Source organism: Catellatospora coxensis (genome assembly GCF_016862635.1).
GTDB lineage: Bacteria > Actinomycetota > Actinomycetes > Mycobacteriales > Micromonosporaceae > Catellatospora > Catellatospora coxensis.
The window spans coordinates 27,467-51,130 of sequence record NZ_BONI01000026.1 but is presented as its reverse complement, the minus strand read 5'-3'; the positions used below and the strand labels follow the sequence as shown (position 1 = coordinate 51,130).

Sequence of the window (23,664 nt, the reverse complement as noted above, 5' to 3'; positions counted from 1 at the left end):
AGCGACGCCGAACCACTCTCTTGAAATGTTAGTGACTAACATTTACGGCGCCGCCGGCGTTCGCCACGTGGGCACTGGTGCACGCCTCCGGGGTCCACGCCACCGTCGCCGGGGTGCTGCTGGCCTTCACCGTGCCGGTCCTGCCCCGCCGCGGCGGCGCCGGCCGCACCGACCCGGGCCTGGCGCAGCGGTTCGAGCACCAGCTGCGGCCGCTGTCAGGCGGGGTGGCGGTGCCGGTGTTCGCGCTGATGAGCGCAGGCGTCGCGATCGGCGGCGCGGCCGGGCTCGCCGACGCGCTGTCCACACCGGTGTCGGTGGGCATCGTCGGCGGGCTGGTGCTCGGCAGGCTCATCGGGGTGCTGGCAGCGACGTTCCTGGTCGCCCGGTTCACCTCCGCCCAGCTCGACGACGGTCTGACCTGGGCCGACGTGGCCGGCCTGGCGATGTTGACGGGTATGGGCTTCACCGTGTCGCTGCTGATCTCCGACCTGGCGTCCGGGCCGGCGGCAGGGTCCGACGCGACGATCGCGGTCCTGGTCGGGTCGGCGGCGGCCGCGGTGCCCGCGGCGGTGGTGCTGCGGCTGCGCGACCGGGCCTACCGGCGTATCGCGCAGGCCGAGCGGCAAGACACCGACGGCGACGGTATACCCGACTTCTCCACGGGCGCCGGGATCGTGTTCGGCGTGCGCGGTGTCAGTCGATGAGCCTGTCGAGGAGTTCGAACGTCGGGTACTGCTGGTCGTGATCACCGAAGTGGCCGTCGTCGCGGACGATCTGCGTGCCGCCCAGCTGTTCGAACATCGCACGTCCCTGCTTGTCGTCGCAGCCGTACGGGTCCTGGCGAGAATTGATGAAGTACAGGTCGCGTACGTGGGCCCTGATCGCCGGCCAGTCGTAGCCGCTCTGCAGGACCGGTTCGTCGCCGGTGTTCGGTCGGGTGGAGTACCCGGCGACGAGAACGGCCTGGGACACGGTGACGTCGATGTGTTCGAGAACGGCCAGCAGCAGCGCGGCACCGCCTGAATGGCCCACCAGCACGGTGTTCTCGTCGAAGCGGTGGTTGCCCAGCACCTTCGGCAGGAACGTGGCGATCGGTTCCACGTTGACGCCCGGGTAGTGCGGGATCTCGACGGCGTACCCGCGGTCGGCGAGTCGCCGCCCCAGCCATGGCAACCAGCAGACCTCGGGGTTGCCACCCGTTCCATGGAAGATGATCGCGTTGCGCTGCACCGGGGCAGTCCTTCCTGCTGTCGACGTCTCAGCTGACGGCTGCACTCTGGACAGCCTGACCGACGAAGATCCGGTTGGCGACATCCCAACCTCGTCCCGCGCTGCGAGCAGGATCGGCCGTGCTCGCACCCGCCGCCATGGTCTTCAAGGTCATGCCGCGTGAGTGAAGCTCGTGATCTTTGAGTGTAATTGCCAGCCGAGACGCTCGTAGAGCGCACGCCCTTCCTCTGTCCCATGGAGTACGGCGGTCACCGCCCCCTGATCCATGGCCGCGACGGTCAGTGCGTTCATCACCGCTGTGCCCAAGCCACGGCGCTGATGTGCGGGCTCGGTGCCGACACGATCCACGACGGCGACACCGTCCACCACGGCCGTGTATCCCGCCGCGGCGACTTCACCGTCGGCCTGCACGCGCACGTTGATGACGCCCGCGTCGATCGTGGTGGTGAGGTCATAGCCGACGGGCACGCTCGACGCGATCTGCCGCAGCGCGATCGTCATGATCGGCTCCGGCGGCGTACTCTGCCAGGCCGGCCCGAGCAGGGCGGCTACCGCGTCCTCGGCGGCGGCAACGATGATCACACCGTGCGGGGCGGTCGCGTCCTTCGCCGCGCTGCGCACCGCGTCGAGGTCGTCGCGAAACACCAGACAGCGGGCGCGGGTCTTCGGCCGGACTTCGTCGATCCGCAGGCCCCAGGCGGTCTCGACAGGCACGGAGTTGCGCCTGACCGCGGCCAAACCCGTTGCCCAACTGCGGAGTACGTCTGCTGCTTCATGCGAGATCATCCGCACGAGAGTACTCGTAGGCCAGAGGGCCGCCACCCGTGTACTGCACGAGCAGGGATACGCGCGCAACCAGGGACGGCCGGCGTCCGAGCTTGTCGAACCTTCGGGCCACGGCTCGGTTGCGTTCGAGCCGGTTGATTCCGCAAGTCACGGAGCGCTCGGCCGGTGCCGCATCGGCCGATACGCTTTGGTCTGGCGACGGGAACAATTCGATTCCGACACCGAATGGGCAGCACTATGCTGCTTGATCGCAGACCACCACCGGAGTCCGCCCGCTGCTTTCTGACATCGAGGACCTGCCGATGCCCCACGTGACGCTTTACGCGCTCGAAGAAGAGCTCGCTGGTCGGGAACCCGGCCTTATCGCCGAACTGACCTCCGCCGTGGTGTCGGTGTATGGCGAGTGGGTTCGGAGCTCGGTCGATGTCAGGCTTATCGGCGTGCCTGCGGGACGATGGGCCCGCGGCGGCGCGACGGTCGCGTCGGCGGCACCCTCGATCACCTTTGGCATGCGCGAAGAAGTATTCGCACGGCAGGATGCGGCCAGAGTCGTCGCACAACTCGTCTCCGCCTTCACCGAGGCCGTCACTGCCGTATTCGGCGACGATTGCCGCGACGAGGTCCTGGTCGAATTGGTCGGCCAGCCCACGTCCCGATCCGGGCTCGGCGGTAAGGTCATCAGCGCCGACGGTACACACGATTAGCGGTTTCATCCGGCCCGCCACACCACCGGAGAACCTGCCAGCGCGGGTCTGTGCAGGCTGATACGCAGTTGGCCAGTAGGGATCCTGCGGCGAGATATGCAGCGTCGCCTGAATCGCCGAGGCCCGCTCATCCCAGTAGCCGGTCATGTCCAGGAAACCCCAGATGGCCCAGGCGATCCGCCAAGCGAAATCGTCGGCACGCTCGTTTACGGCGCGATGGATCGACGCGGACGCGTTGAGCGCACCCGCCTCGAGCTTCTCGGGAGCCGAGGCGTCCCAGCCGTACCGGTAATGGTCGATGTCCTGCAGCTCGCCTGCGGCGAAGTCGGGCGTGAACGTGAAGACGCCGGCAACCGTGGTGCCCCCATGCCAACGGTTGTCGGCGGGATACACGTCGCTGGTGACCCTCGGTCCGCGGCGACACCGACAGCTCGGTGGGCTTGTTCGGCTTGGTGTTGTATTCGACGTACAGCACGGTGCGGCCTGGATCGTACTCGCGCCAGTGGCTCGAGTTGCCCTCGTCGTAGACCGCGACGGTGTTGACACGCCTTGATGAACTCCTTGCCACCCAGCCAGCGAGTGTCGAACTGAAATAGGTGCGGGCGACGCCGACGACCGTTGCGGTTGGACCAGTTGCACAGACCCACCTGCGCGGTGCCGTTCGGGTCGGCGGTGCTGTTGTAGTACGCGCGACCGGCGTTGCCCGAGTAGACCCCGCCCCACGCGAACTTGCCGAGCTGCGCCGGCGCCGAGTCGATGGTGACCGGGAAGGTCGTGTCGGGATCGTCGAGCAGCTTCGCATCGGCCGTGATCACCAACGACCTGTTCCGGATCGCGACGGTGGCCAGCGCTTCCTTCCGGTTGTGCGCCGAGTCCCGCATGAGCGACGGCGGCGACCGGAAGATCGGCTCCCCCGCAGATCCCGCCCCTCGATCGACCCGTCGCGTCCGACGCCGACCTTCACCCCCTTTCAGATCGCTTTCAGTCTCCAAACAGATGCGGGCCCCCGGCATACCTGCCGGCCCACCACCGCGGCGAGCGGTCCCACCTCGCACCATATGCTGTAACCATGGTTACACTGCCGTAATGAGTGCTGGGTCGGTCGGAACCTGGGTGCTGCTCGCCTACCGCATCCCGCGTGAGCCGTCGCGCCCGAGGATCGCGGTGTGGCGCAAACTCGAAGCCCTGGGCGTGGCCAGGCTCGGCGACGGGCTGGTCGCGCTGCCCGCCGACGCCCGCACCCGCGAGCACCTCGACTGGATCGCCGACGAGGTCACCGAAGCCGGCGGCGCCGCCACCATCTGGGTCGCCGCACCGGGCAGCCTCGCCCAGGAACGCTCCATCGCCGCCGCGATGGGCGAGGCACGGGCTGCCGAGTACGAGCAGATCGCCGCCGAGGCCCAAGCCGCCGCATCGAGCGACGAAACCGAACGCCGACGAGTGTTACGCCGGCTGCGCGCCGAACTGCGCCGCATCGGCCGCCGCGACCACTTCCCGCCGCCCCAGCGGCAGATCGCCCACACGGCCGTGCAGTCCCTGGCCGAACCACAGACGAGCGACCTTTCCACGGAGCAGCACGTATGAGCGCCTGGGCCACCCGAGCCGGGATCCACATCGACCGTGCCGCGTGCGCCTGGCTGATCCGCCGCACCGTCGACCCGCACGCGGCGTTCGTGTTCGTCACCGACCCCGCCGAGGTGCCCGCCGGCGCGACGCCGTTCGACATGCGCGGGGTGGAACTCGGCCACCACGGCGGGAACTGCTCGTTCGAGACCATCCTGCGGCGTTACGAGGTGACCGACCCGGTGCTGTGGAAGATCGCCGAGGTCGTGCACGAGGCCGACCTCGACGACGAACGCTTCCACGCGCCCGAAGCCCCAGGCCTGGACGCGGTCCTGCGCGGACTGTCGATGATCGCCGACGACGAGCAGATCCTCGCGATCACGGGGCCGATGTTCGACGGCCTGTACGAGTACTTTCGCCGCGGACTGCTGCTCGACCGCACCCCCGCCTGAGCCCACGACCACGCCACCCCGCGGAGCGCCATGATGACCACCACCCGCACAGACGGCGGCACCGAGACGGCACAGCCGGCGGCCGGCGACGTCATCCCGCTTCGCCAAGCGGTCAGGACCTGGTTCCTGATCTCGCTGCAGACGTTCGGCGGGCCGGCCGGGCAGATCGCCGTCATGCAGCGCCACCTCGTCGACGAGCGGCGCTGGATCGGGCAGAAACGCTTCCTGCACGCCCTCAACTACTGCATGCTGCTGCCCGGCCCCGAAGCCCAGCAACTGGCCATCTACGTCGGCTGGCTGCTCAACGGCGTCCGCGGCGGGCTCATCGCCGGCACCCTGTTCGTGCTGCCCGGCCTGGTCGCGCTGCTGGCCCTGTCCGGGCTGTACGTCGCCTACGGCGACACCACCGCCGTCACCGCGATCTTCACCGGCCTCGCGCCCGCCATCGTCGCCGTGGTCGCCCAGGCCGTATGGCGCGTCGGCAGCCGCTCGCTGCACAACGCGGCACTGGTCGGCTTCGCCGTGGCCGCATTCGCAGCACTCGCCCTGTTCGGCGTGCCGTTCCCGGTCGTCATCGCCGCCGCGGCGCTGGCCGGCTGGGGCCTGCACCGTCTGCGCCCACAGCTGGTGGCGACCGGCGGTGGCGGGCACGGCAAAGGCAAGGACGGCCCGGCACCGCTGATTCCCGACGACGCGCTGCACCACGACCGCCCCTCCGCCAGGCGCGCACTGACCATCCTCACCGTCGGGCTGGGAGCCTGGGCCCTGCCGATCGCGATCGTCGCCGCCACCACCGGCACCGGCAGCGTGTTCACTCAGCAGGGCCTTTTCTTCTCCGGTGCCGCGGTCGTCACCTTCGGCGGCGCGTACGCCGTCCTGTCGTACGTCGCGCAACAGGCCGTCGAGCGCTATGCCTGGCTGTCGGCCGGCGACATGGTCCGCGGCCTGGCCCTCGCCGAGTCCACGCCCGGACCGCTGATCATGGTGGTGCAGTTCGTCGCGTTCCTCGGCGCCTACCACCACCCCGGCAGCCTCAACCCCTGGACCGCGGGGATCATCGCCTCACTGCTGACCACCTGGGTCACCTTCGTGCCATGTTTCCTGTTCATCCTGCTCGGCGCCCCGTACGTCGAGCGGCTGCGCGCCAACCACAGCCTGTCGGCGGCGCTGACCGGCATCACCGCAGCGGTCGTCGGCGTCATCGCCAACCTCGGCCTCTACTTCGCCTTCCACACCCTGTTCACCGACACCCGCACCATCACCAGTGGACCCCTGAGCCTCCTGCTACCCGATCCGACCAGCCTGCGCCCGGCCGCAGCAGTCATCGCAGCAGCCGCAGCTGTGATGATCTTCTGGGCGAAGTGGTCCGTGCTGCGGGTGCTCGGCCTCTGCACCCTGCTCGGCATCTGCGCCGGGCTGCTCAGCCTGATCTGAGCAGTGCCCACCTCGCAGTCCGGCGACGACGGCCGGGTCGGGCTGTCGCCTGAGCCGATGCCAGTGGTGGGGAGCCGCTGACGTGTCAGGTGCCGAGGCGGCGGGAGCCGGTCCGGCCGTCGAGGTTCCAGCGCAGGTCGAGACGGCAGCCAGGGGCCGCCGGGAACTGCGCCACACCCTGCAGGTGCGCGCCGGCGAACCGCTCCTGCTCCGGGGTCAGGTCCACCTGCGGCGGTTTCAGGTCGTCGCCGACCCGGGCACGGCCCAGCGGCACCGGCAGGTGCGTGGACAGGAACAGCGCGACCAGGTCCGCCATCGCACCGCCGACCAGCGGGCACGGGCCGCGCAGGACCGAACCCGTGTCCGCCGCGCGCAGGTAGTCGAAGTGCTCGCCCTGGTACACGGCAGCATAGCGGGCCTGCGGCAGGCCGTCCCAGACCTTCGTCGGCCGGTCCAGGTCCTCGAAGACCAGGCCCAGACCGTCGCCGTCGGCCCAGGCGAAGAACGTCGGCCGGCCGATCGCGGTGAGCACCGCCTGCCGGTCGTTCAGCTCCGCGTACGGCGCGCCCAGGCTGGCGAACGCCGCAAAACCTGGGTTGGCCGCCATCACCCGCGAGCCCAACACCCCGCCGTAGGAGTGACCGACCACCGCGGTGGACTCCGCCCGCGCGTCGACCCAACGCCGGTGCTCCCACTGAGTGCGCACCCAGGTCAGGTCCGCGCCCGCCGCCGCGATGGCCGGGTCGTCGGCGCCCTGCGACAGGACCGCGGTGTGACTGGGCACGACCACCACGTACCCGCACCGGGCCAGCACCGCCGCGAACCGCTCCCAGCGCGCGTGGTAGCCGGTGTTCGACACGCCCTGCGGCGGCTGCCCGTGCAGGAACAGCACCACCGGCCACTTCGTCAGGCACAGCTTGAGCATGGGGGCGTTCGCGGTCGCGCCGTCGTAGCTCGGGTAGTACACGCGCACGTCACGCGGCGTGCCGTGGGTGGCCGCGGTCAGGTCCTGCACGCCCCAGAACACGGGCCGGCCGATGTCGGGGTTCCAGGTGACGCCCCCGGACTCGGCCGGATCCTCCGGGCAGCTGTCGGCCGCCGCTTCGATCGCCTCCCGGCAGCCGGGCAGCATCGCCAGTGCCGCGAGCCCGCCCAGGCCCGCCATTGCCCGTCGCCGGGACAGCCCGGCCGCAGTGTCCGCCATCGACCGAGCATGCGGCCGCCGCGACCGCCGCACTGTGTGATGGGCGACCGCCGCCGGTTCGGCTATCCGACAGTCAGCCGTAGGCGGGACGCTGGGGCCGAGCCCTGGGACGCGTCCTCTCCGCCCCGCGACCGCCCGCACACGGACAGGTCCGTGACGATCGACAAGGATGCCGTTCCCGATGTATGGCGATGCTGTGGGAGTCACGTGACTCCCACAGCATCGTCATGAGATCCGCGGCTGCGGACAGCTCACATGTTCTTGGTGAAGTCGTACAGGTCCAGGGCCGTCTGGTCGAAGTACGGCGACGCGACGATCGTGGGGTTGGGCAGCTTGTCGACGCGGCTGTTGATCCCGTTGACCAGGCCCCAGTTGCCGTCCCAGTTCAGCAGCCAGCCGCCGCCGCTCGCGCCCTTGTTGAAGTTGCAGGGGATCTTGATCGTCTCGGTCCAGACGTTGGCGTTCTCCTGCGAGGAATAGCCACTGCAGCGCAGCAGGTTGCCGCCGTCGAACGGGGACTGGGCGGGGTAGCCGAACGCGTTCTGCAGGTTCTGCGTGCCGGCGAACGTCCACAGTCCCTGGCCGCCGAGGTAGCTGACGATGTGGTTGCCGTTCAGCGTGCCCATGATCGCCACGCCCATGTCCTCGGCCGGGGCCGACGAGTTGATCCATGCGTTCATGGTCCAGATGCTGACGGCGGTCCAGGTGCCGTACGGCCGCGGGTTGGCCAGGTCGTCGTCGTAGGCCGGCACGAACGCCCAGCTGGAGGCGGCCTGGCCGCCCGCGCCGCTGTGGATGCAGTGGCCGGCCGTCCACACCGTGTCGGCTCCCGCGGAGTTCACCACGGTGCCGGAGCACTGGTAGGAGAGCCCGCCGAGCACGAAGAACGCCTTGCCGCTGGTGCGCGCGGTCGGGTGGGACGAGGCGAAGTTCGGGTTGACGGCCAGGGTCGACGCGCCGTCGCCCTTGGGGGTGCCCAGGGCCCCTTCATAGGGTGGGATCACCGTCGGTTTACGGGCGCCGGTGGCCGCCTGTGGCGCCGCGGCCTTCGCGGCCGCGCTGCCCATGGCCATCGCGCGGGCGTACTCGGGCGACTCCTCGATCGGCCTGGCCGCGCGCATGCGCTCCGGCGTCCAGAACGCGTCGACCGCCTGGGCCGCGGTGACGTTTCGCCCGTACTTCGCACGTCCGGCCGTCCACGCTTCGGCGTGCACAGCCACCGCGCCTCCGGTCACGCCGGCCTTCGCCGAAAGACCTGCATCGTCGGGGGCGGCCGCAGCGGACTGGGGCACCGCCAGGGCTACCCCGGCCGCCAACGCGACGGCCGCGAGGATCCGGGCCGCGGAAGCCTGCCGCCCGGTCGTTGTGACTGACATTCATGTTCTCCCAACCTGTGGCGGAGCCCGTGCGACATCCGCTCAGACGGTTACTGTTATCGATGGCACGACCGTCCAATGGGGATGTTGGACATCGTTGGACACCTGGACCTGTGGCACAGGCCTCCGCACTGGCGCGGTGGATCGCCATGGGCGGCGGCAGGGCACCGTCGAGCATTGCCGCGGTGGTCCGCAAGCGACCTACGGCACCCGACCTCAGCCACGGGCGGCCTTCAGCAGGTCCGGCCATGCGTCATTCATCCGTTATCAACGGGTCCGGATGGCGATGTTCCAGTGATGCCAGAAAGGCTGGACCACCCGCGGTGTCAGCACATGAGACCGCCGGGTGGCCGGCAGGGGGAGACAGAATGTACGACCAACCGGTGCGCCCCGGTGCCCGGCAGGCGTTCCACCAGACACCCGACGCACCCCATTCCGCGCTCGCGGTCGACCGCGAACCGCAGACGGTGCAGGACCTGGCCCTGCTGCTGCGCAAGCTGCGGCACCGCCACGCACGCCAGCACGGCGGCACCTTGTTGACCTACCGGCAGCTGGCAGCTAAGACCGGCTGGTCCCACGGAATCATCGGGGAGTACTTCGCGGGAAACGTCCTGCCCCCTACCGAGCGGTTCGACATCCTCACCCGGCTGCTCGGGGCCACCAGCGCCGAGCAAGGCCGGTTGGCCACCGCGCGCGACCAAGTCGAGGAAGGTCGACGTCGCATGAATCCGGCCGGCGGGCAGGCCGGACCGGGCACCGCGCGGGCACCGGCGAACGGCATGGCGGCAGGTGTTCCCGTGCCGCAGCAGTTGCCACCGGCCCTGACCGCCTTCGTCGGCCGCGCGGAGCTGCTCGCCCAGCTCGACGCCGCCACCACCACCGGTGGAAGCAGCGCAGCCGAGCCGGCCGCGACGAGCGTGGTGCTGTCGGGCACCGCCGGGGTCGGCAAGACGAGTCTCGCGGTGCACTGGGCCCACCGCGCCGCAGAGCGTTACCCGGACGGCCAGCTCTACGTCAACATGCGCGGGTTCGACCCCAGCGGCTCCATGATGACGCCCGCCGAGGCGCTACGCGGGTTCCTGGAGGCACTCGACGTGCCGCCCGAACGCCTCCCGATACACCTGCCCGCGCAGGTGGGGCTGTACCGAAGCCTGCTCGCCGGCCGGCGGATGCTGGTAGTGCTGGACAACGCCCGCGACGTCGAGCAGGTGCGCCACCTGCTACCCGGCAGCCCGACGTGCCTCGTGCTGGTGACCAGCCGCAACCGCCTCGGCGGCCTGGTCGCCGCCGAGGGCGCTCGGCCGGTCACCGTCGACCTGCTCTCCTTCGACGAGGCGTGGCAGTTTCTGGAACGGCGTCTCGGAGCGGACCGGCTGACCTCGGAACCGCAGGCCGTGAACGATATGATCGAACGGTGCGCGCGGCTGCCGCTGGCGCTGGCGGTGGTCGCCGCCCGCGGAGCGGCACATCCGTCGTTTCCGCTGTCCACCCTCGCCGCCGAGTTGCGGGAGACCAGGCGGCTACTCAACAGCGGCGACGCCGGCACCGACGTGCAGGCGGTCTTCTCCTGGTCGTACCGGCATCTGAGCCAGCCCGCCGCGCGCCTGTTCCGGCTGCTCGCCTGCCATCCTGGGCCGGACACCGCCATCCCCGCCGCCGCCAGCCTGGCCGGGCTGCCCCTGATCCAGGTGCACCGGCTGCTGGCCGAACTGGCCCATGCGCACCTGGTCACCGAACACGCGCCCGGCAGGTTCAACCTCCACGACCTGCTGCGGGGGTACGCGGCCGACCTGGCCGAAAGCATCGACGCCCCCGACGTCCAGCGGACGGCGATCCAGCGCGGCCTGGACCACTACCTTCACACGGCACACGCGGCCGCGCTGCTGTTGCAGCCTGGCTGGGACCCGATCAGCCTGGCCGACGCCCCACCCGGGGTAGCCCCCGAGGAGATCACCGATCACAGCCACGCGCTGAGCTGGTTCACCGCCGAGTACCGCGTGCTCCTGGCGGCGGTCGCCCACGCCGAACGCGCCCGGTTCGCAGGGCACGCCTGGCGGCTGGCCCGGACCCTGGTGGACTTCCTGCAGCGCCAAGGCCACTGGCCGGACCTGGTCGCCGCCCAGCGAACCGCCCTCGCCGCGGCACAGCAGGTGGGCGAGCGGCCCGGGCAGGCGAGCGCTCACCGCGACCTCGCCCGGGCGCTTGCCCGAGTCGGCGAACGGGAGGAGGCGGAGGGCCACTACCGCGCGGCGCTGAAGCTCTTCAGCGAACTCGGTGACCACACCGGGCAGGCACGGACCCACCGGGCGTTCGGCGCGATGCTGGATCGGCTCGGCCGTCACGCCGAGTCCCTGCACCACGCGCAGCAAGGCCTGGAGCTGTACCGGATCGCCGGTCACCTGTCCGGAGAGGCCAGCGCGCACAACGGGGTGGGGTGGGCGCACGCCAGGCTCGGCCAGTACGGGCCGGCGCTCGACCACTGCCGGCGAGCGCTGGTGCTGTTGCGCCAGACCGACGACCGGCACGGCGAGGCGAACACCTGGGACAGCCTCGGTTTCATCCACGACCGACTCGGCCGCTACCGCCGGGCGGTCTCGTGCTACCACCGGGCCCTGGTCCTCATCATGCGGATCGGTGACCGCTACGACGAGGCGGACACCTTGCACCGGCTCGGTGACAGCCGATGGTCCCTGGGCGACCGAGCAGGCGCCGCGCGTACCTGGCAGCGGGCCCTGCGCATCCTCGACAACCTCGGCCATCCCGATGCCGAGGGAGTGCGCGACCGGCTGGTCCGCGCCACCGGGCCTGCGGCGAGGGCGACCAGCTCTGCCCGACCGTGACTGGATAGCACTGTTTGGCGCTGCCGCCGTCGGCAGCGCCAAACAGCCGCCCGTGCGCCCGTGCTGGAAGAGCAGGTCACCGCATCCGACCCGGCGAGGGCCGGCTACCGGCGACTACGGCCGCGGCACATCCCGGTACGACTGCGCCGATGCCCTCAGGCCTGCCGTGTCGGCAACCCTTCGCCTGCCCACGGACATCATGGCGATGGTGCACACCAGGCCGACCAGGCCGACGATGACGTTGCTGACGATGACGCGGACACTCGGTGTGGGACCGCTGACCAGCCAGGGCGAGACGATCACCCAGGCGCTGATGATCGGGGCGACCCACGCGATCCGGTGCGAATGCCCGTACATGGTGGCGAAGCACAGGGCCAGCACGGCCAGCGCGACACCGCAGATGACGTTGCTCGCCGTGAGGCTGGAGTTGCCGGTGAAGCCCACTACCCAGGGCGAGATGGCGAGGTAGAGACCCGACAGAAAGGTCAGACCCTCCGCCACCTGTGCGGTCGGGGTTTCGGCGGCTTCCTCGTAGCGCAGCCGAAGCTCCGCAAGGTCCGGATGATCTTCGATGCGAGGGGTTCGAACAGTCATGCTAAACACCTCCGAACGACAACATCAAACAACCTTCCTAAGGCCGACCTTAGCTGACTTTACGCTGGTCAGGACCTATTGCGGGGCCATGCGGGCCGGTGAACTCGAGGCGGGATCCGCGGTACCCTCGGTGTGTGGCCAGGACGCGGCCGCCGGCTCACGACCAGTTCGTCCGGGTCCGTGGCGCTCGGGTGCACAACCTGCGCGACGTCGACGTGGACCTGCCGCGCGACGCTCTGGTCGCTTTCACCGGCATCTCCGGCTCGGGCAAGTCCTCACTGGCGTTCGCGACCATCTACGCCGAGGCCCAGCGGCGCTACTTCGAGTCGGTCGCGCCGTACGCCCGGCGGCTGCTGAACCAGCTGCCCGCGCCGCAGATCAAAGAGATCACCGGGCTACCACCCGCGGTCGCGCTGCAGCAGCGCCGCGGCTCGGGCGGAGCCCGCTCGACGGTGGGCACGCTGACCACGCTGTCGAATCTGCTGCGGCTGCTGCTGTCGCGCGCGGGCACCTATCCGCCGGGCACCGAGCAGCGGCTGGAGGCCGAGGCGTTCTCCCCGAACACCGCCGCGGGCGCGTGCCCGACCTGCCACGGCCTGGGCCGCACCCACGTGGTCTCCGAACGGCTCATGGTGCCCGACCCGACGCTCAGCATCCGCGAAGGCGCGGTCGCGGCCTGGCCGGGCGCGTGGCAGAGCGTCAACCTGCGAGACATCCTCGTCGCACTCGGCGTCGACGTGGACCGGCCCTGGCACCGGCTGCCGAAGTCGCAGCGGGACTGGATCCTCTACACCGACGACCAGCCGGTCGTCGAAGTGCACCCGCAGCGCGACCGGGGCGAGGCCGTGTACCACGGCCAGTTCTGGAGCGCCCGGTCGCACATCATGCACACGCTGGCCAACTCCAAGAGCGAGCGCAACCGCGAACGCGCCCTGCGCCATGTGACCATCGGACCGTGCCCCACCTGCCACGGAACCGGGCTGCGGCCGGAGGCGCTGGCGGTCACCTTCGCCGGGCGCACCGTCGCCGACCTGGTCGCGCTGCCGCTGTCGGCGCTGGCCGAGGTGCTGCGGCCCACCGCGACCCTGCCCGATCCGGAGCCCGCCTGGGAGTCGTCACTGTCGGGAGAGCGCACCGAGGTCGCCCGCGCACTCGCCGCCGACCTGACCGAACGCATCGGCGTACTGGTCGACCTGGGACTCGGCTACCTGCAGCTCAGCCGGCCCGTGCCGACGCTGTCACCGGGTGAGGCACAGCGGCTGCGGATCGCCACCCAGCTCCGATCGGGACTCTTCGGCGTCGTGTACGTCCTCGACGAACCGTCCGCCGGGCTGCACCCCGCCGACGCCGAGCCGCTCCTGCAGGTCCTGGACCGCCTGCGCACCGCGGGCAACTCGGTCTTCGTCGTGGAGCACGACATGGACGTGGTGCGCCGCGCCGACTGGCTCGTCGACGTCGGCCCCGGTGCGGGCGAGTCCGGCGGGCGGATCGTCTACAGCGGCCCGGTCACCGGGCTGCGCGACGCCGCGGATTCAGCCACCCGGCCGTACCTGTTCCCCGGCCGGACCCGCCCGCCGCGGCGCGAACCACGGCGGCCCACGGGCTGGCTGCGGTTGCGCGGCGTCAACCGGCACAACCTGCGCGACCTGGACGCCGACCTGCCACTGGGCACGCTCACCGCGGTGACCGGGGTGTCCGGGTCCGGGAAGTCGACGCTGGTGACACAGGTCGTGGCCGAAGTCGTCGCCCGCCACCTCGGCGTCGCGGCGGCCGAACCCGACGACACCGCCGAGGCGGAGTTCGGCCTCGCAACGGTCGACGACTCCGACGTGCTCGCCGCCGACGTGCGCGGCCTGGAGCACTTCGACCGCCTCGTCCGCGTCGACCAGAAGCCGATCGGCCGCACTCCCCGGTCGAACCTCGCCACCTACACCGGCATGTTCGACGCCGTACGCAAGGTCTTCGCCAACACCGAGCAGGCCAAGGCCCGCGGCTACGGCCCCGGCCGGTTCTCGTTCAACGTGCCCGCCGGGCGCTGCCCGACATGCCAGGGCGAAGGCTTCGTCACCGTCGAGCTGATCTTCCTGCCGGGCACCTACGCGACCTGCCCCGACTGCCACGGCGCGCGCTACGACCCGGAGACACTGGAGATCACCTACCGCGGGGCGACCATCGCCGACGTGCTCGCGATGACTGTCGAGCAGGCCGGTCGCTTCCTGCACGACGTGCCCGCCGCCGCGCGCAGCCTGGTCACCCTGCGCGAGGTCGGCCTCGGATACCTGCGGCTCGGCCAGCCCGCCACCGAGCTGTCCGGCGGTGAGGCGCAGCGCATCAAACTCGCCACCGAACTGCAGCGCGCCCACCGCGGCCACACCCTGTACCTGCTCGACGAGCCGACCACCGGCCTGCACCCGGCCGACGTCGAGCTGCTGCTGGGCCAGCTCCAGGACCTGGTCGACGCCGGCAACACCGTGATCGTCGTCGAACACGACATGGGCGTGGCCGCGACCGCCGACTGGGTCGTCGATCTGGGGCCGGACGGCGGCGACGCGGGCGGCCGGATCGTCGCGGCGGGCACCCCGGCACAGGTCGCCGCAGCCGACGGGCACACCGCCCGCTACCTGGCCCCCAGGGTGAGGCTCAGCGCACGTCGGTCGCCGTAGCCGGTCCGGGCCCTGTTCGGCGCGCTGTCCTCCGCCGCCCTCATCGGCTCGCCGGATCCGGATTCGAGGTCTTTGGAGGAGAATTGCCGAGGAGTTTCCCCGGGGCTGCGATGATGCCGTCCTTGCCGTTGATGTTGAGGACGCCTGAAGCGATCGCGAGGATCCCTGCGTCGAGGTCCTGGATGTCCGCGAACGACTTGGTGATGCCGTACTTCGTCAAGATGCCTTCTGCGATCGCGACGAGCTCGCTGAGCCCTGGGCCGACCGGCCCCCCGTTCGCGACCTTGCTGTCGTCGTCGCCGCCGGGCTTGAGTAGATCGCTGACGATATCCAGTCCTCCGAGCCCCTCGCGCGGCCCGGGCTCAGCGGCCTGAGCGGGTGTCGCCAGGAGCAAGGGCATGGCCGACAGGGCGATGACCCCGAACACGGCGCGTGGCTTCATGTCGTGATCAACGATCCGGCCGATCCGGAGACACACCTCCCGCGAACGCCACTCCCGTGTTCAGGGCCGTGTGCTGACGGCTTGGGGGCGACGCGGCACACCTCACCACACCGCCGCCGACTGAACCCGCGCGGATTGGGCATCGGAGGGTACAACAGAGGACACCCCTTGAAAGGACGCCGCCGATGCCCGCCCGCCACCGCACCCGCTGGACCGTCGCGCTCGTCGCGGCCGCCGTGCTGACCCTCGGCTGCGGGGCGCTGCCCGACCCGACCCTGCCCGAGGACGTGACCTCCACGGCCCCCGCCCCCGCGGCCACGCCGACTGCCAAGGTCGACGGCACCAAGACCGTCGAGGAGTTCGAGGAGGACGCGGGGGACGCCGTCAGCCTCGCCGAAACGTACTGGTCCGCCGTCTTCGAAGCGTCCGGGGTGACGTTCGGGCCGGTCCGCGCCGTCCGGCCCTACCGCGACACCGGCGACCTGGCCTGCGGCCGCGAACCCATCCCCGCCGACAACGCCGTCTACTGCCCGGCCGGTGACTTCATCGCCTACGACGCCGACTGGGCCGTCACCGCGTTCCGCCGGATCGGCGACGCGTTCGTGTTCTACCTGCTCGGCCACGAGTACGCCCACGCCGTCCAGGCCCGCCTCGGGGTCGAGCACCGCTACGCGATCGACCACGAGCTCCAGGCCGACTGCATGGCGGGCGCGTACCTCGGCGACTCCGTCCGCCGGGACCTGCTCAGCCTCGCCGACGGCGACCTCGACGAGTTCCGGCGCGGACTGCTCGCCGTCGGCGACCCCGAGGGCCAGCCCTGGTTCGCGCCCGAGTCGCACGGCACCGTCGCGCAACGCACCGACGCGTTCTTCTCCGGCTATGACGGCTCCCTGAAGGCCTGCCGGCTCAGCTGAACGGCCACCACGTGCGGTCCCGGCCGACCGGCCGGGTCCTGGTTCATGCCAGACGCTGCGGCCGGAAACTCACGCCCTCCAGCACCGGGACCACCCTGCTGCCGGCCACCTCGGCCGCGATCGCCACATCCTGCGGGTATCCGTAGCCGATCAGCTCCCGGCCGCTGGCGCAGTCCTGCAGCGCCTGCGGCAACCGGCCCGCCACCCGCTGGTACGCCGCCGCGGCGACCTCCGCCTCCGGCGACAGCGGCCCGAACCCGTGGCCGGCCAGCGCGCCGACGAACGCGCCCGCGCCCCACAGGTCCTCTACCGCCGGGCGCAGCGTGTCGTCGGCCCGCCACCGCTCACCCGCGGCGACGACGGCCACCACGGCGTCGTCGGCCCCGGCCAGGTGCGCGACCGTCCAGGCCGCGGCCGCCGCGGCGTTGCGCAGCGACACTCCGACGACGGTCGCGCCCGCCTCGGCCAGCCGCTGGGTGATCGCCGATCCGTTGGGCGACGGCAGCACCAGCCGCCGTACTCCGGCCGCGGACCGGATGGTCGCCGGCGACAGGCTCACCGGATGCGCCGGGCCCACCTCGGAGCGGCCCACCGCCAGCAGCGCGTCGTGGCTGCGGGCGAATTCGAACGCCCGCGCGTCGCGCCACCGGTACGGGAACACCTCGATGCCCTGGTCGGCGGCGACGGTCAGCGCCGTGGTGAACGACAGCACGTCCACCACCGCGACCAAGGCGGCTCCGGCGCCCACGGCGTCGGCGCCCTGCGGACCCCAGTCGACGCGCACCCGGTAACCGGCCTGCTGATAAGGAGTGATCACCGGGAAATGATGCGGCACTCGCTCGGCCGACCGCGCGACGGGACCCGAACAGACTCGGGCCGGACAGCCGCGGGCCTCTGTCATTCGGCTGCGGGACGGTTGTCGCCTTTGTCGATCACCGCCTATCCTCGACCTAGAGATAGGTGATGATAACTGTCTGCGTTCGCGCGTCCGCGAGGGAGGCCGGGTTTGCCACAGACCAGATCAGCTCCGGCTGAGCAGGCGCCGCGTATCCGGTTGCTCGGTCCGATCGAGGTGACCGGACCTGCCGGCCACGCAGTGTTCACCGGAAACCGCCAACCCGCGCTGGTCGGGCTGCTGGCACTCGGCGCACCTGACACGATCTCCAAGACCTGGCTGGTCGACGGCCTCTGGGGTGACGAACCGCCGCGCACCGCCGTGAAGACCCTGCACAGCCACATCGCCCGGCTCCGGCAGGCACTGGACGAGTGCGGCCTGGTCGATCTGGTGCACACGAACGACTCGGGCTACCAGCTGACCATCGACCTCGGCCTCGTCGACGCGCACCGCTTCGAACGCGAGGTCAGGCTGGCGCGCGCCGAACTCGGCGACGGCGCCGACACGGCGGCCGTCAGCCGGCTGCACCGGGCGCTGGACCTGTGGCGCGGCGACGCCTTCGCCGGCGCCGAGGCGTACGGCTGGGCGGCGGGCGAGCTGATCCGGCTGGAGGAGGTCAGGCTTGCCGCGTTCTGCGACCTGTGGGACGGCGAGCTGCGCCTGGGGCGGCACGTCGCGGCCGTCGGCGAGCTGCAGCGGCTGCTGGCCCGGTACCCGTTCCACGAACGCCTGGTCGGACTCGCGCTGCTGGCGCTGTACCGGTGCGGGCGGACCAACGACGCGTTGAACCTCTACCACCTGCTGCGGGTCCACCTGCGGGAGGAGCTGGGCGCCGAACCGTGCTCCGAACTGGCCGTCCTCTACGTGCAGATGCTTCGCCGCGATCCCGTCCTCGACCAGCATGGGCCGGCGCCGGTCGAGGTGTCCTCGCCGCTGGTCCGCCCGCGGCCCCGCCCGGCCGAGTTGCCCGGCCCGGTCGGGCACTTCACCGGGCGCAGCGACGAGCTGGCGCAGCTGGACGCCGCGGCCGCCGACCCCGACGTCCAGGTTGTGGTGATCTCCGGCGCGGCAGGCATGGGCAAGACCGCCCTGGCCGTGCAGTGGGGCCACCGGGCCGCCGCGGACTTCCCTGACGGGCAGGTGTTTCTCGACCTGCGTGGGCATGACCCGGCGGTGGCGGTCACCCCGACCGAGGCGCTGGCACACGTGCTGGCCGGCCTCGACCAGCCCGATCGTGGCGGCCCGGACGACGGGCTGGGCCGGGTCGGGCTGTACCGTTCGCTGACCCGCGACCGGCGGATGCTGATCCTGGCCGACAACGCCGGCACCGTGGCGCAGGTCCTGCCGCTCGTCCCGGCGAACACCGACACGCTGCTGGTGGTGACTTCCCGGCACCGGCTCACCGCGCTGAAGACCCATCATGCGGTCAAGGTCGTCGCTCTCGATGCGCTGCGCCCCGACGAGGCGCTGGACCTGCTCGACAGCGTGCTGGGTTCGCAGCGGCTGGGCCGCGAGCCCGACAGCGCCGCCGAACTCGTCGAACTGTGCGACCGTATGCCGCTGGCCCTGCAGATCGCGGCGGCCAAGTTGACCTCCCGACCGATGCGGGACATCGCCGACCTGGCCGAGGAGCTGTCCACCGGCGAGCGGCTGGACGAGCTGTCGGTCGAAGGTGACTCCCGCAACCTGCGGACGGTCTTCGCGACGGCGTACGAGGTCCTGGAGCCGGTCACCGCGCGGGTGTTCCGGGCGTTGGGGCTGCACCCGGGTGCCACCTTCGGCCCTCATCTGGCCGCGTCGGCCGCCGACGTCACACCGACCGCGGCCCGGCAGGCGCTGGACGAGCTGGCCGCCGTGCACCTGGTCACCGAGATCGCCAATGGCCGCTACCGCTTCCACGACCTCATCGGCCTGTACGCGCGCGAGTGCGCCCAGCGCGGCGAGTCCGAGCAGGCCCGCGCCGACATCGTGGACCGGATCCTGGACTGGTACCTGACCGTCGCCGACGCCGCCAACAAGATCGTCGACCGTGGCCGTGACCGGGTCCGCGTCGCTGTCGCCCACCCTCCGCCGACGCTGCCGTTCCGGGCCGACGCCGATCGCGCGCTGTCGTTCCTCGACGGCGAGCGCGAGAATCTGCTGCCGGTCCTGACGTGCGCGATGGACCACGGCCGCCCCGACACGGCCTGGCAGATGACCTACCTGGTCACCGGGTTCTTCGACTCCCGTGGCCACTGGACCCAGCGCATCCAGCTGTGCCGGCTCGGTCTGGCCGCCGCCCGGGCCGCCGGTGATCCGGTGGCCGAGGGGCTGATGGGCAGCGGGCTGGGCGTGGCGTACGTGACCACCCGCAGCTTCGACCAGGCGCTGACCACCCTGAACCAGGCGCTGGAGGTCCTGCAGGCCCACGGCGACAAGCGGGGTGAGGCCCACGTGCGCAACAACATCGCGGTCGCCCTCGCCGGCGCCAGGCGCTTTCCCGAAGCCGTCGACGCCTACGGTCAGGCGCTCGCGCTGCACCTGGCCGAGGGCAACGAGCTGGGCGTCGCGCTGACGCTGAGCAACCTGGGTGACGCCTATGTCCGCATGGGCCAAGCCGACCTCGCCCTCGACCACCTCAGCCGCGCGCTGGCCGCCAGCCGCGAGATCGGCAATCCTCGGCTGGAGGCCGTGGCGCTGGGCGGCCTGGGCCAGGCTCACCGCGACCGCGGCGAGTGGGAGCTCGCCACGGCCCGGTTCCACGATGCGCTGATCCTGCGGCGCCAGACCGGCGACCGCCGCTACCAGGCCGAGACGCTGAACAACCTCGGGCTGACCGAATTCGCCCGGCAGCAGTTCACCTCGGCCACCGAGTACTTCCTCCAGGCGCTGACCCTCAGCCGGCAGCAGGCCGACCCGCACCAGGAGGCGATCGCGCTGGCCAACCTGGGCCGCATCGATCTCGCGGCCGGCGACGCCGCGGCGGCCGGCGAACATCTCAGTCTGGCCCTGTCGGCGCGCGAGCTGGCCCCGGACCCGTACGAGACCGCCGCGATCCACCGCGACCTGGGCCAGCTCGCCGCCCGCACCGAACGCACTGCGCAGGCGCGTCACCACGACGAGCTGGCCGCCGAACTGTTCGGGCAGGCCGGAGCCGAAGCCCGTTAGCCGCGCGAGCGCCTGATCGTCACCGTCGCCATCGGTCTGATCAACCCGGCGCCCGACACCTCGAACAGCTCGACGCCGAACGTCCGGTCCTCGCGCGCGTTCGGATTCGGTATCAGCTGGATCGAGATCTCGGCCGAGGACTGGTTCGGCTGGATCACCAGCGTTCCGGAGTCGACCCCGACGTAGTCGATCCCCGGCCGGGCGGTCATGCCGACGGTCTTGAAGCGTGCCGTGACCGCGTTGGCGCGGGCCGGCACCCGCACCACGAGCACGAAGCAGCGCGGGTGACTTTCCCAGCAGAGGGTGTCCGTCGGTTGGACACAGCCGTCGCAGCCCGAGCCCGGTGACGGGCTCGGGGAAGGCGACGGGCTGGGAGACGGCACCGGGCTCAGCGAGACGGTCACGTTCACGGGGCGGATCGGTGTGCCGGCCGGGCTGCCGGCAAGCAGGATCATCGCCGTCAGCGTCGCGGCGGCGGCCGCGGTCAGCAGCGGCAGGCGGAGCAGTCGTATCACGGGACGCCTTTTCCGGCCGCCTCTTCTCGCCGTGGCCAGTCCGACGGCGGGTTGGGGACGTCGACGGCCACGGCCAGGCTACGAAACGGCGGTTGTGAATCGGTTGTGACGGCTCCGGATCGACCCGCCGGCACGTGCCACCCGGCCGGCGTCGAGCGGGCGACCTGCAGGTCTGTCCTGTCGCCGGCGCGGCCGGCGTCGGCTGTCGATGCCGATCCCGGCGGGCGGCAACCGTTTCGCAGCTGGATCACAGCCGCTGCCTGCTGTCCTGATTGGTGCCCCACAGACAAGACTCGGGAGGAGAACGATGAGGCTGTCCCGCCCCACACGAACCACGAGGCACCGGGTGCTGACCGCGGTCACCATGGCGGCCCTGCTGCTGGTGTCCACGGGAGCCGCGCAGGCCAGCGCAGCGATCGACGCGCAACCCACCATGGCCGCCCAGCAGACCTGGCAGACGAGGATCTCACAGCTCACCAGGCCCACGAAGGGCTGCTACCAGGCAACCTACCCGGCCCTCGCGTGGCAGGAGTCGGCGTGCGCCACGCCGTCGCAAAACCCGATGGTCCCCCGCCCGGCTCTTCCGATGGGCCCTCGCACCGGTCCGCGGCCCATGGTGGTGGGCAACGGCGATGACCTCTCGGCGAAGGCGCCCAGCGGGTTCATCTTCAACGCCATCGGCTCGTTCGACAACGTCTCGGGTGTCACCAGCGTCAGCAGTCCCCCCAACGGCGTGGGGGCCCCGGTGGCCAACGCGTACTCGCTGCAGCTGAACACCGACTTCTTCGTCAGCACCGCCTGTGCGGCCTCGCCCGACCCGAACTGCCGGGGCTGGGAGCAGTTCATCTACGCGCAGGACGGCACCAGCGGACTGTCGTTCATCCAGTACTGGCTCATCTTCTACAGCGCCCCCTGCCCCGCCGGGTGGTTCACCTACGGCATCCACTGCTACCGCAACAGCCCCTTCGGCGCGGTGGTGCCCATGCAGCCGATCACGAACCTGGCCAACCTGCGGGTGTCCGGCACGGCGAACCCCGGCAGCGACAGCGTCACCACGTTCGTCGGGCTCACCGCCTACACGATCGCCGGCGGCAACTACGTCAACGCGGCCGCGGGCTGGAAGATCGCCGAGTTCAACGTGTTCGGCGACGGCGGCGGATTCCAGGCCAACTTCAACCCCGGCGCGTCGCTGACCGTCCGGACCCGCATCAACTACGGCGGCACCGCCGCACCCATCTGCGTGGCCCAGGGCTTCACCGGCGAGACCAACAACCTCAGCTTCGGCTCTGCCCCGCCGCCCGCCGGACCGCCCGGCCCCGCCATCGTGTTCACGGAGAACACGACCAACTCCTCGACCGCCAACTGCGCGTACGCCACCGCCATCGGCGACACCCACCAGCACACCTTCTCCGGGCTGTCCTACGACTTCCAGGCCAGCGGCGACTTCGTCGAAGCGCGTACCGGCACGGGCTTCCAGGTCGAGTCGCGCAAGGTGTCCGGCGCCCCGAACTGGCCCAACGCCTCGGTCAACTCCTGCGTCGGCGCCCGCACGGGCAGCACCAGCGTCGTCGTGGCACTGGGCCCGAAGCTCTACGTCAACGGCAACCTGACCACCCTCACCTCAGGCCAGCTCGCCGTGCCGGGCGGGGTCGTCGTCAACCGCAGCGGCAACACCTACACCGTCGTCAACGAAGCCGGCGACAGCATGAAGGCCCAGGTCAACCCCACCCACGTCGACCTGTCGGTGGGCCTGGGCACCTGGCCGACGACGGTACGCGGCCTGCTCGGCAACCCGAACAACGACGCCACCAAGCTCGAAGCGGCTGACGGCACCGTGTTCAACGTCCCGCTGTCGTTCAACGACCTGTACAACGTCTACGGCAAGAGCTGGCGGGTCCCGCCGACCTCCACTCTGCTCGCTCCCTGCAGCGGCCAGATCCCCAACGGCACCCCGAGCCGGCCGTTCTTCGTGAACGACCTGCCGCAGGACCTCCGCCAGCAGGCGCAGGCCGTCTGTGTCCGGGCCGAGATCCACCAGGCCTGGCTCGACAACTGCACCCTGGACGTCGCGGTGCTCGGCGAGAGGGCTGCGCAGGCTTATGTCGGCGCTACTCCTCCGGTACTCGACGGCAACCCCCGCCAATAGCACCTGACCAGTACCCGCTGGCCGGCCGGAACCCGGCCGGCCAGCGGGGATCTTGCCGTTTCTGGAACAGCCGCACATCGTCGATCCCGCCGAGGAACCGCAGACCCTCCAGAGCGTGGCCGATGCGCAGGGTATTGTTCGCCGCCCACGAGGTCACACCTGACCGCGACGACTGCAGCCGGCCGTTGACGTACAGGCGAATCTGGCCGGCCCCGGCGTCGTAGACCGGGATGTCGGTGTGCCAGGCCAGGTGCTGACCGATGATGGTCTGGTTGTTCGTTCTGGCGAAGTCGACGACAGGGTCGAGCCGATCGAACCCGTACACACCGTGGTACGGGTTGGCCGGGTCGGCACCCCGGTTGACAGACCCCCACACAAACTCGCTCTCGGGCGCGATGAGGCTGAACTCCTGCGCCGCCCGCTGCGTGTACGCGTCGTCGCCCATCGCGCTGTGCCGCATGGCGGAGCCGATGAGCGGCCCGGTGCCGCCGCGTGAAGCGGCGGCGAGGGTCTTCAGCGACTCGGCGGCGGCCGCGGCCGGACCGGGCGCGACCAGGAGCGAGCCGATCAGCGTCGCCGCGAGAGCGACCGCCAGACGTTTCACGTTTCCTCACGATTGGCATCGATTCGGGGAGGATACCGCCGGACGGGCACCGGCACTGCCCTGCTGGCACTCGACGACACACGGGGCCGACGCGACCCACCAGTCGGCCCCTCACCGACACGACGAATCCTGATCGAGCTTGACCCGGTTTCTCC

At 71.0% G+C, this 23,664-nt stretch carries 18 protein-coding genes and 1 pseudogene; 10 read left to right on the top strand and 9 right to left on the bottom strand.

The window, feature by feature from the left end; translation table 11 throughout:
• Positions 1–62: 62 nt before the first annotated feature.
• Positions 63–704, top strand: a pseudogene (locus tag Cco03nite_RS16900) (Na+/H+ antiporter NhaA); the annotation flags it as partial.
• Here the strand turns inward: Cco03nite_RS16900 and Cco03nite_RS16895 are convergent.
• Both Cco03nite_RS16895 and Cco03nite_RS16890 read right to left on the bottom strand, forming a co-directional pair.
• Positions 694–1,230, bottom strand: coding sequence for an RBBP9/YdeN family alpha/beta hydrolase (locus tag Cco03nite_RS16895; RefSeq protein WP_203693060.1), 537 nt, complete (start codon positions 1,228–1,230; stop codon positions 694–696). The pseudogene Cco03nite_RS16900 and the gene Cco03nite_RS16895 overlap by 11 nt on opposite strands.
• A 150-nt stretch (positions 1,231–1,380) precedes the next feature.
• Entirely contained in the window at positions 1,381–1,944 is a 564-nt protein-coding gene (locus Cco03nite_RS16890; RefSeq protein ID WP_239167434.1) for a GNAT family N-acetyltransferase, read from the bottom strand.
• Between the two features lie 374 nt (positions 1,945–2,318).
• Here Cco03nite_RS16890 and Cco03nite_RS16885 point away from each other — a divergent pair, with 374 nt between their 5' ends.
• From Cco03nite_RS16885 to chrA, 4 genes are all read left to right on the top strand, one after another.
• On the top strand, positions 2,319–2,720 hold the full coding sequence (locus Cco03nite_RS16885; protein ID WP_203693058.1) for a tautomerase family protein: 402 nt from the start codon (positions 2,319–2,321) through the stop codon (positions 2,718–2,720).
• A 1,086-nt stretch (positions 2,721–3,806) separates the two neighbouring features.
• The gene (locus Cco03nite_RS16880) at positions 3,807–4,304 is read left to right on the top strand and encodes a Chromate resistance protein ChrB (RefSeq protein WP_203693057.1); all 498 of its coding nucleotides are present in this window, start codon (positions 3,807–3,809) and stop codon (positions 4,302–4,304) included.
• Entirely contained in the window at positions 4,301–4,735 is a 435-nt protein-coding gene (locus Cco03nite_RS16875; RefSeq protein ID WP_203693056.1) for a chromate resistance protein ChrB domain-containing protein, read from the top strand. The genes Cco03nite_RS16880 and Cco03nite_RS16875 overlap by 4 nt, the downstream gene beginning before the upstream one ends.
• A 33-nt stretch (positions 4,736–4,768) precedes the next feature.
• Entirely contained in the window at positions 4,769–6,169 is a 1,401-nt protein-coding gene (chrA, locus tag Cco03nite_RS16870) for a chromate efflux transporter (protein WP_203693055.1), read from the top strand.
• An 85-nt stretch (positions 6,170–6,254) separates the two neighbouring features.
• Here the strand turns inward: chrA and Cco03nite_RS16865 are convergent, their stop codons facing one another.
• Together Cco03nite_RS16865 and Cco03nite_RS16860 are read right to left on the bottom strand one after the other, a co-directional pair.
• A complete protein-coding gene (locus tag Cco03nite_RS16865; protein ID WP_203693054.1) occupies positions 6,255–7,373 on the bottom strand; it encodes an alpha/beta hydrolase in 1,119 nt (372 codons plus the stop codon).
• A gap of 251 nt (positions 7,374–7,624) precedes the next feature.
• Positions 7,625–8,749 (bottom strand): trypsin-like serine peptidase, encoded by a 1,125-nt coding sequence (locus Cco03nite_RS16860; RefSeq protein WP_203693053.1) that lies wholly within the window; start codon positions 8,747–8,749, stop codon positions 7,625–7,627.
• 368 nt (positions 8,750–9,117) lie between these two features.
• Here Cco03nite_RS16860 and Cco03nite_RS16855 point away from each other — a divergent pair, with 368 nt between their 5' ends.
• Positions 9,118–11,589 carry an ATP-binding protein gene (locus Cco03nite_RS16855; protein WP_203693052.1) on the top strand — a complete coding sequence of 824 codons (2,472 nt, stop codon included), beginning with the start codon at positions 9,118–9,120 and terminating at the stop codon, positions 11,587–11,589.
• 114 nt (positions 11,590–11,703) lie between these two features.
• On the opposite strand, the gene Cco03nite_RS16850 is transcribed toward Cco03nite_RS16855, so the two are convergent.
• Positions 11,704–12,183 carry an SPW repeat protein gene (locus tag Cco03nite_RS16850; protein WP_203693051.1) on the bottom strand — a complete coding sequence of 160 codons (480 nt, stop codon included), beginning with the start codon at positions 12,181–12,183 and terminating at the stop codon, positions 11,704–11,706.
• 134 nt (positions 12,184–12,317) lie between these two features.
• Here Cco03nite_RS16850 and uvrA point away from each other — a divergent pair, with 134 nt between their 5' ends.
• Positions 12,318–14,846, top strand: a complete 2,529-nt coding sequence (uvrA, locus tag Cco03nite_RS16845; protein WP_203693050.1) for an excinuclease ABC subunit UvrA — start codon at positions 12,318–12,320, stop codon at positions 14,844–14,846.
• Positions 14,847–14,886: 40 nt separating this feature from the next.
• Here uvrA and Cco03nite_RS16840 read toward each other — a convergent pair whose 3' ends face one another.
• Complete coding sequence (locus tag Cco03nite_RS16840; protein ID WP_203693049.1) at positions 14,887–15,288, bottom strand: hypothetical protein; 402 nt, start codon at positions 15,286–15,288, stop codon at positions 14,887–14,889.
• A gap of 185 nt (positions 15,289–15,473) precedes the next feature.
• Between Cco03nite_RS16840 and Cco03nite_RS16835 the strand changes: the two genes are divergently transcribed.
• Entirely contained in the window at positions 15,474–16,202 is a 729-nt protein-coding gene (locus Cco03nite_RS16835) for a neutral zinc metallopeptidase (protein ID WP_203693048.1), read from the top strand.
• Between the two features lie 43 nt (positions 16,203–16,245).
• Here the strand turns inward: Cco03nite_RS16835 and Cco03nite_RS16830 are convergent, their stop codons facing one another.
• Positions 16,246–17,019: a 2-phosphosulfolactate phosphatase gene (locus tag Cco03nite_RS16830; RefSeq protein WP_239167433.1), complete on the bottom strand. Its 774-nt coding sequence runs from the start codon at positions 17,017–17,019 to the stop codon at positions 16,246–16,248.
• 255 nt (positions 17,020–17,274) lie between these two features.
• Between Cco03nite_RS16830 and Cco03nite_RS16825 the strand changes: the two genes are divergently transcribed.
• Positions 17,275–20,244 carry an AfsR/SARP family transcriptional regulator gene (locus tag Cco03nite_RS16825; protein ID WP_203693046.1) on the top strand — a complete coding sequence of 990 codons (2,970 nt, stop codon included), beginning with the start codon at positions 17,275–17,277 and terminating at the stop codon, positions 20,242–20,244.
• On the opposite strand, the gene Cco03nite_RS16820 is transcribed toward Cco03nite_RS16825, so the two are convergent.
• Positions 20,241–20,759 (bottom strand): Calx-beta domain-containing protein, encoded by a 519-nt coding sequence (locus Cco03nite_RS16820; protein ID WP_203693045.1) that lies wholly within the window; start codon positions 20,757–20,759, stop codon positions 20,241–20,243. The two genes, Cco03nite_RS16825 and Cco03nite_RS16820, sit on opposite strands and share 4 nt — an antisense overlap.
• A 307-nt stretch (positions 20,760–21,066) precedes the next feature.
• Here Cco03nite_RS16820 and Cco03nite_RS16815 point away from each other — a divergent pair, with 307 nt between their 5' ends.
• Entirely contained in the window at positions 21,067–22,905 is a 1,839-nt protein-coding gene (locus Cco03nite_RS16815; RefSeq protein ID WP_203693044.1) for a VWD domain-containing protein, read from the top strand.
• Here Cco03nite_RS16815 and Cco03nite_RS16810 read toward each other — a convergent pair.
• Positions 22,868–23,509, bottom strand: coding sequence for a LamG-like jellyroll fold domain-containing protein (locus Cco03nite_RS16810; protein ID WP_203693043.1), 642 nt, complete (start codon positions 23,507–23,509; stop codon positions 22,868–22,870). The two genes, Cco03nite_RS16815 and Cco03nite_RS16810, sit on opposite strands and share 38 nt — an antisense overlap.
• Positions 23,510–23,664 lie beyond the last annotated feature (155 nt).

Excerpts from the sequence above, each read along its gene's own strand:
- Cco03nite_RS16855 (WP_203693052.1), top strand. The coding sequence starts at position 9,118 with ATGTACGACCAACCGGTGCGCCCCGGTGCCCGGCAGGCGTTCCACCAG.
- chrA (WP_203693055.1), top strand. The coding sequence starts at position 4,769 with ATGACCACCACCCGCACAGACGGCGGCACCGAGACGGCACAGCCGGCG.
- Cco03nite_RS16815 (WP_203693044.1), top strand. The coding sequence starts at position 21,067 with ATGAGGCTGTCCCGCCCCACACGAACCACGAGGCACCGGGTGCTGACC.
- Cco03nite_RS16880 (WP_203693057.1), top strand. The coding sequence starts at position 3,807 with ATGAGTGCTGGGTCGGTCGGAACCTGGGTGCTGCTCGCCTACCGCATC.
- Cco03nite_RS16875 (WP_203693056.1), top strand. The coding sequence starts at position 4,301 with ATGAGCGCCTGGGCCACCCGAGCCGGGATCCACATCGACCGTGCCGCG.
- Cco03nite_RS16885 (WP_203693058.1), top strand. The coding sequence starts at position 2,319 with ATGCCCCACGTGACGCTTTACGCGCTCGAAGAAGAGCTCGCTGGTCGG.
- Cco03nite_RS16860 (WP_203693053.1), bottom strand. The coding sequence starts at position 8,749 with ATGTCAGTCACAACGACCGGGCGGCAGGCTTCCGCGGCCCGGATCCTC.
- Cco03nite_RS16850 (WP_203693051.1), bottom strand. The coding sequence starts at position 12,183 with ATGACTGTTCGAACCCCTCGCATCGAAGATCATCCGGACCTTGCGGAG.
- Cco03nite_RS16865 (WP_203693054.1), bottom strand. The coding sequence starts at position 7,373 with ATGGCGGACACTGCGGCCGGGCTGTCCCGGCGACGGGCAATGGCGGGC.
- Cco03nite_RS16835 (WP_203693048.1), top strand. The coding sequence starts at position 15,474 with ATGCCCGCCCGCCACCGCACCCGCTGGACCGTCGCGCTCGTCGCGGCC.
- Cco03nite_RS16840 (WP_203693049.1), bottom strand. The coding sequence starts at position 15,288 with ATGAAGCCACGCGCCGTGTTCGGGGTCATCGCCCTGTCGGCCATGCCC.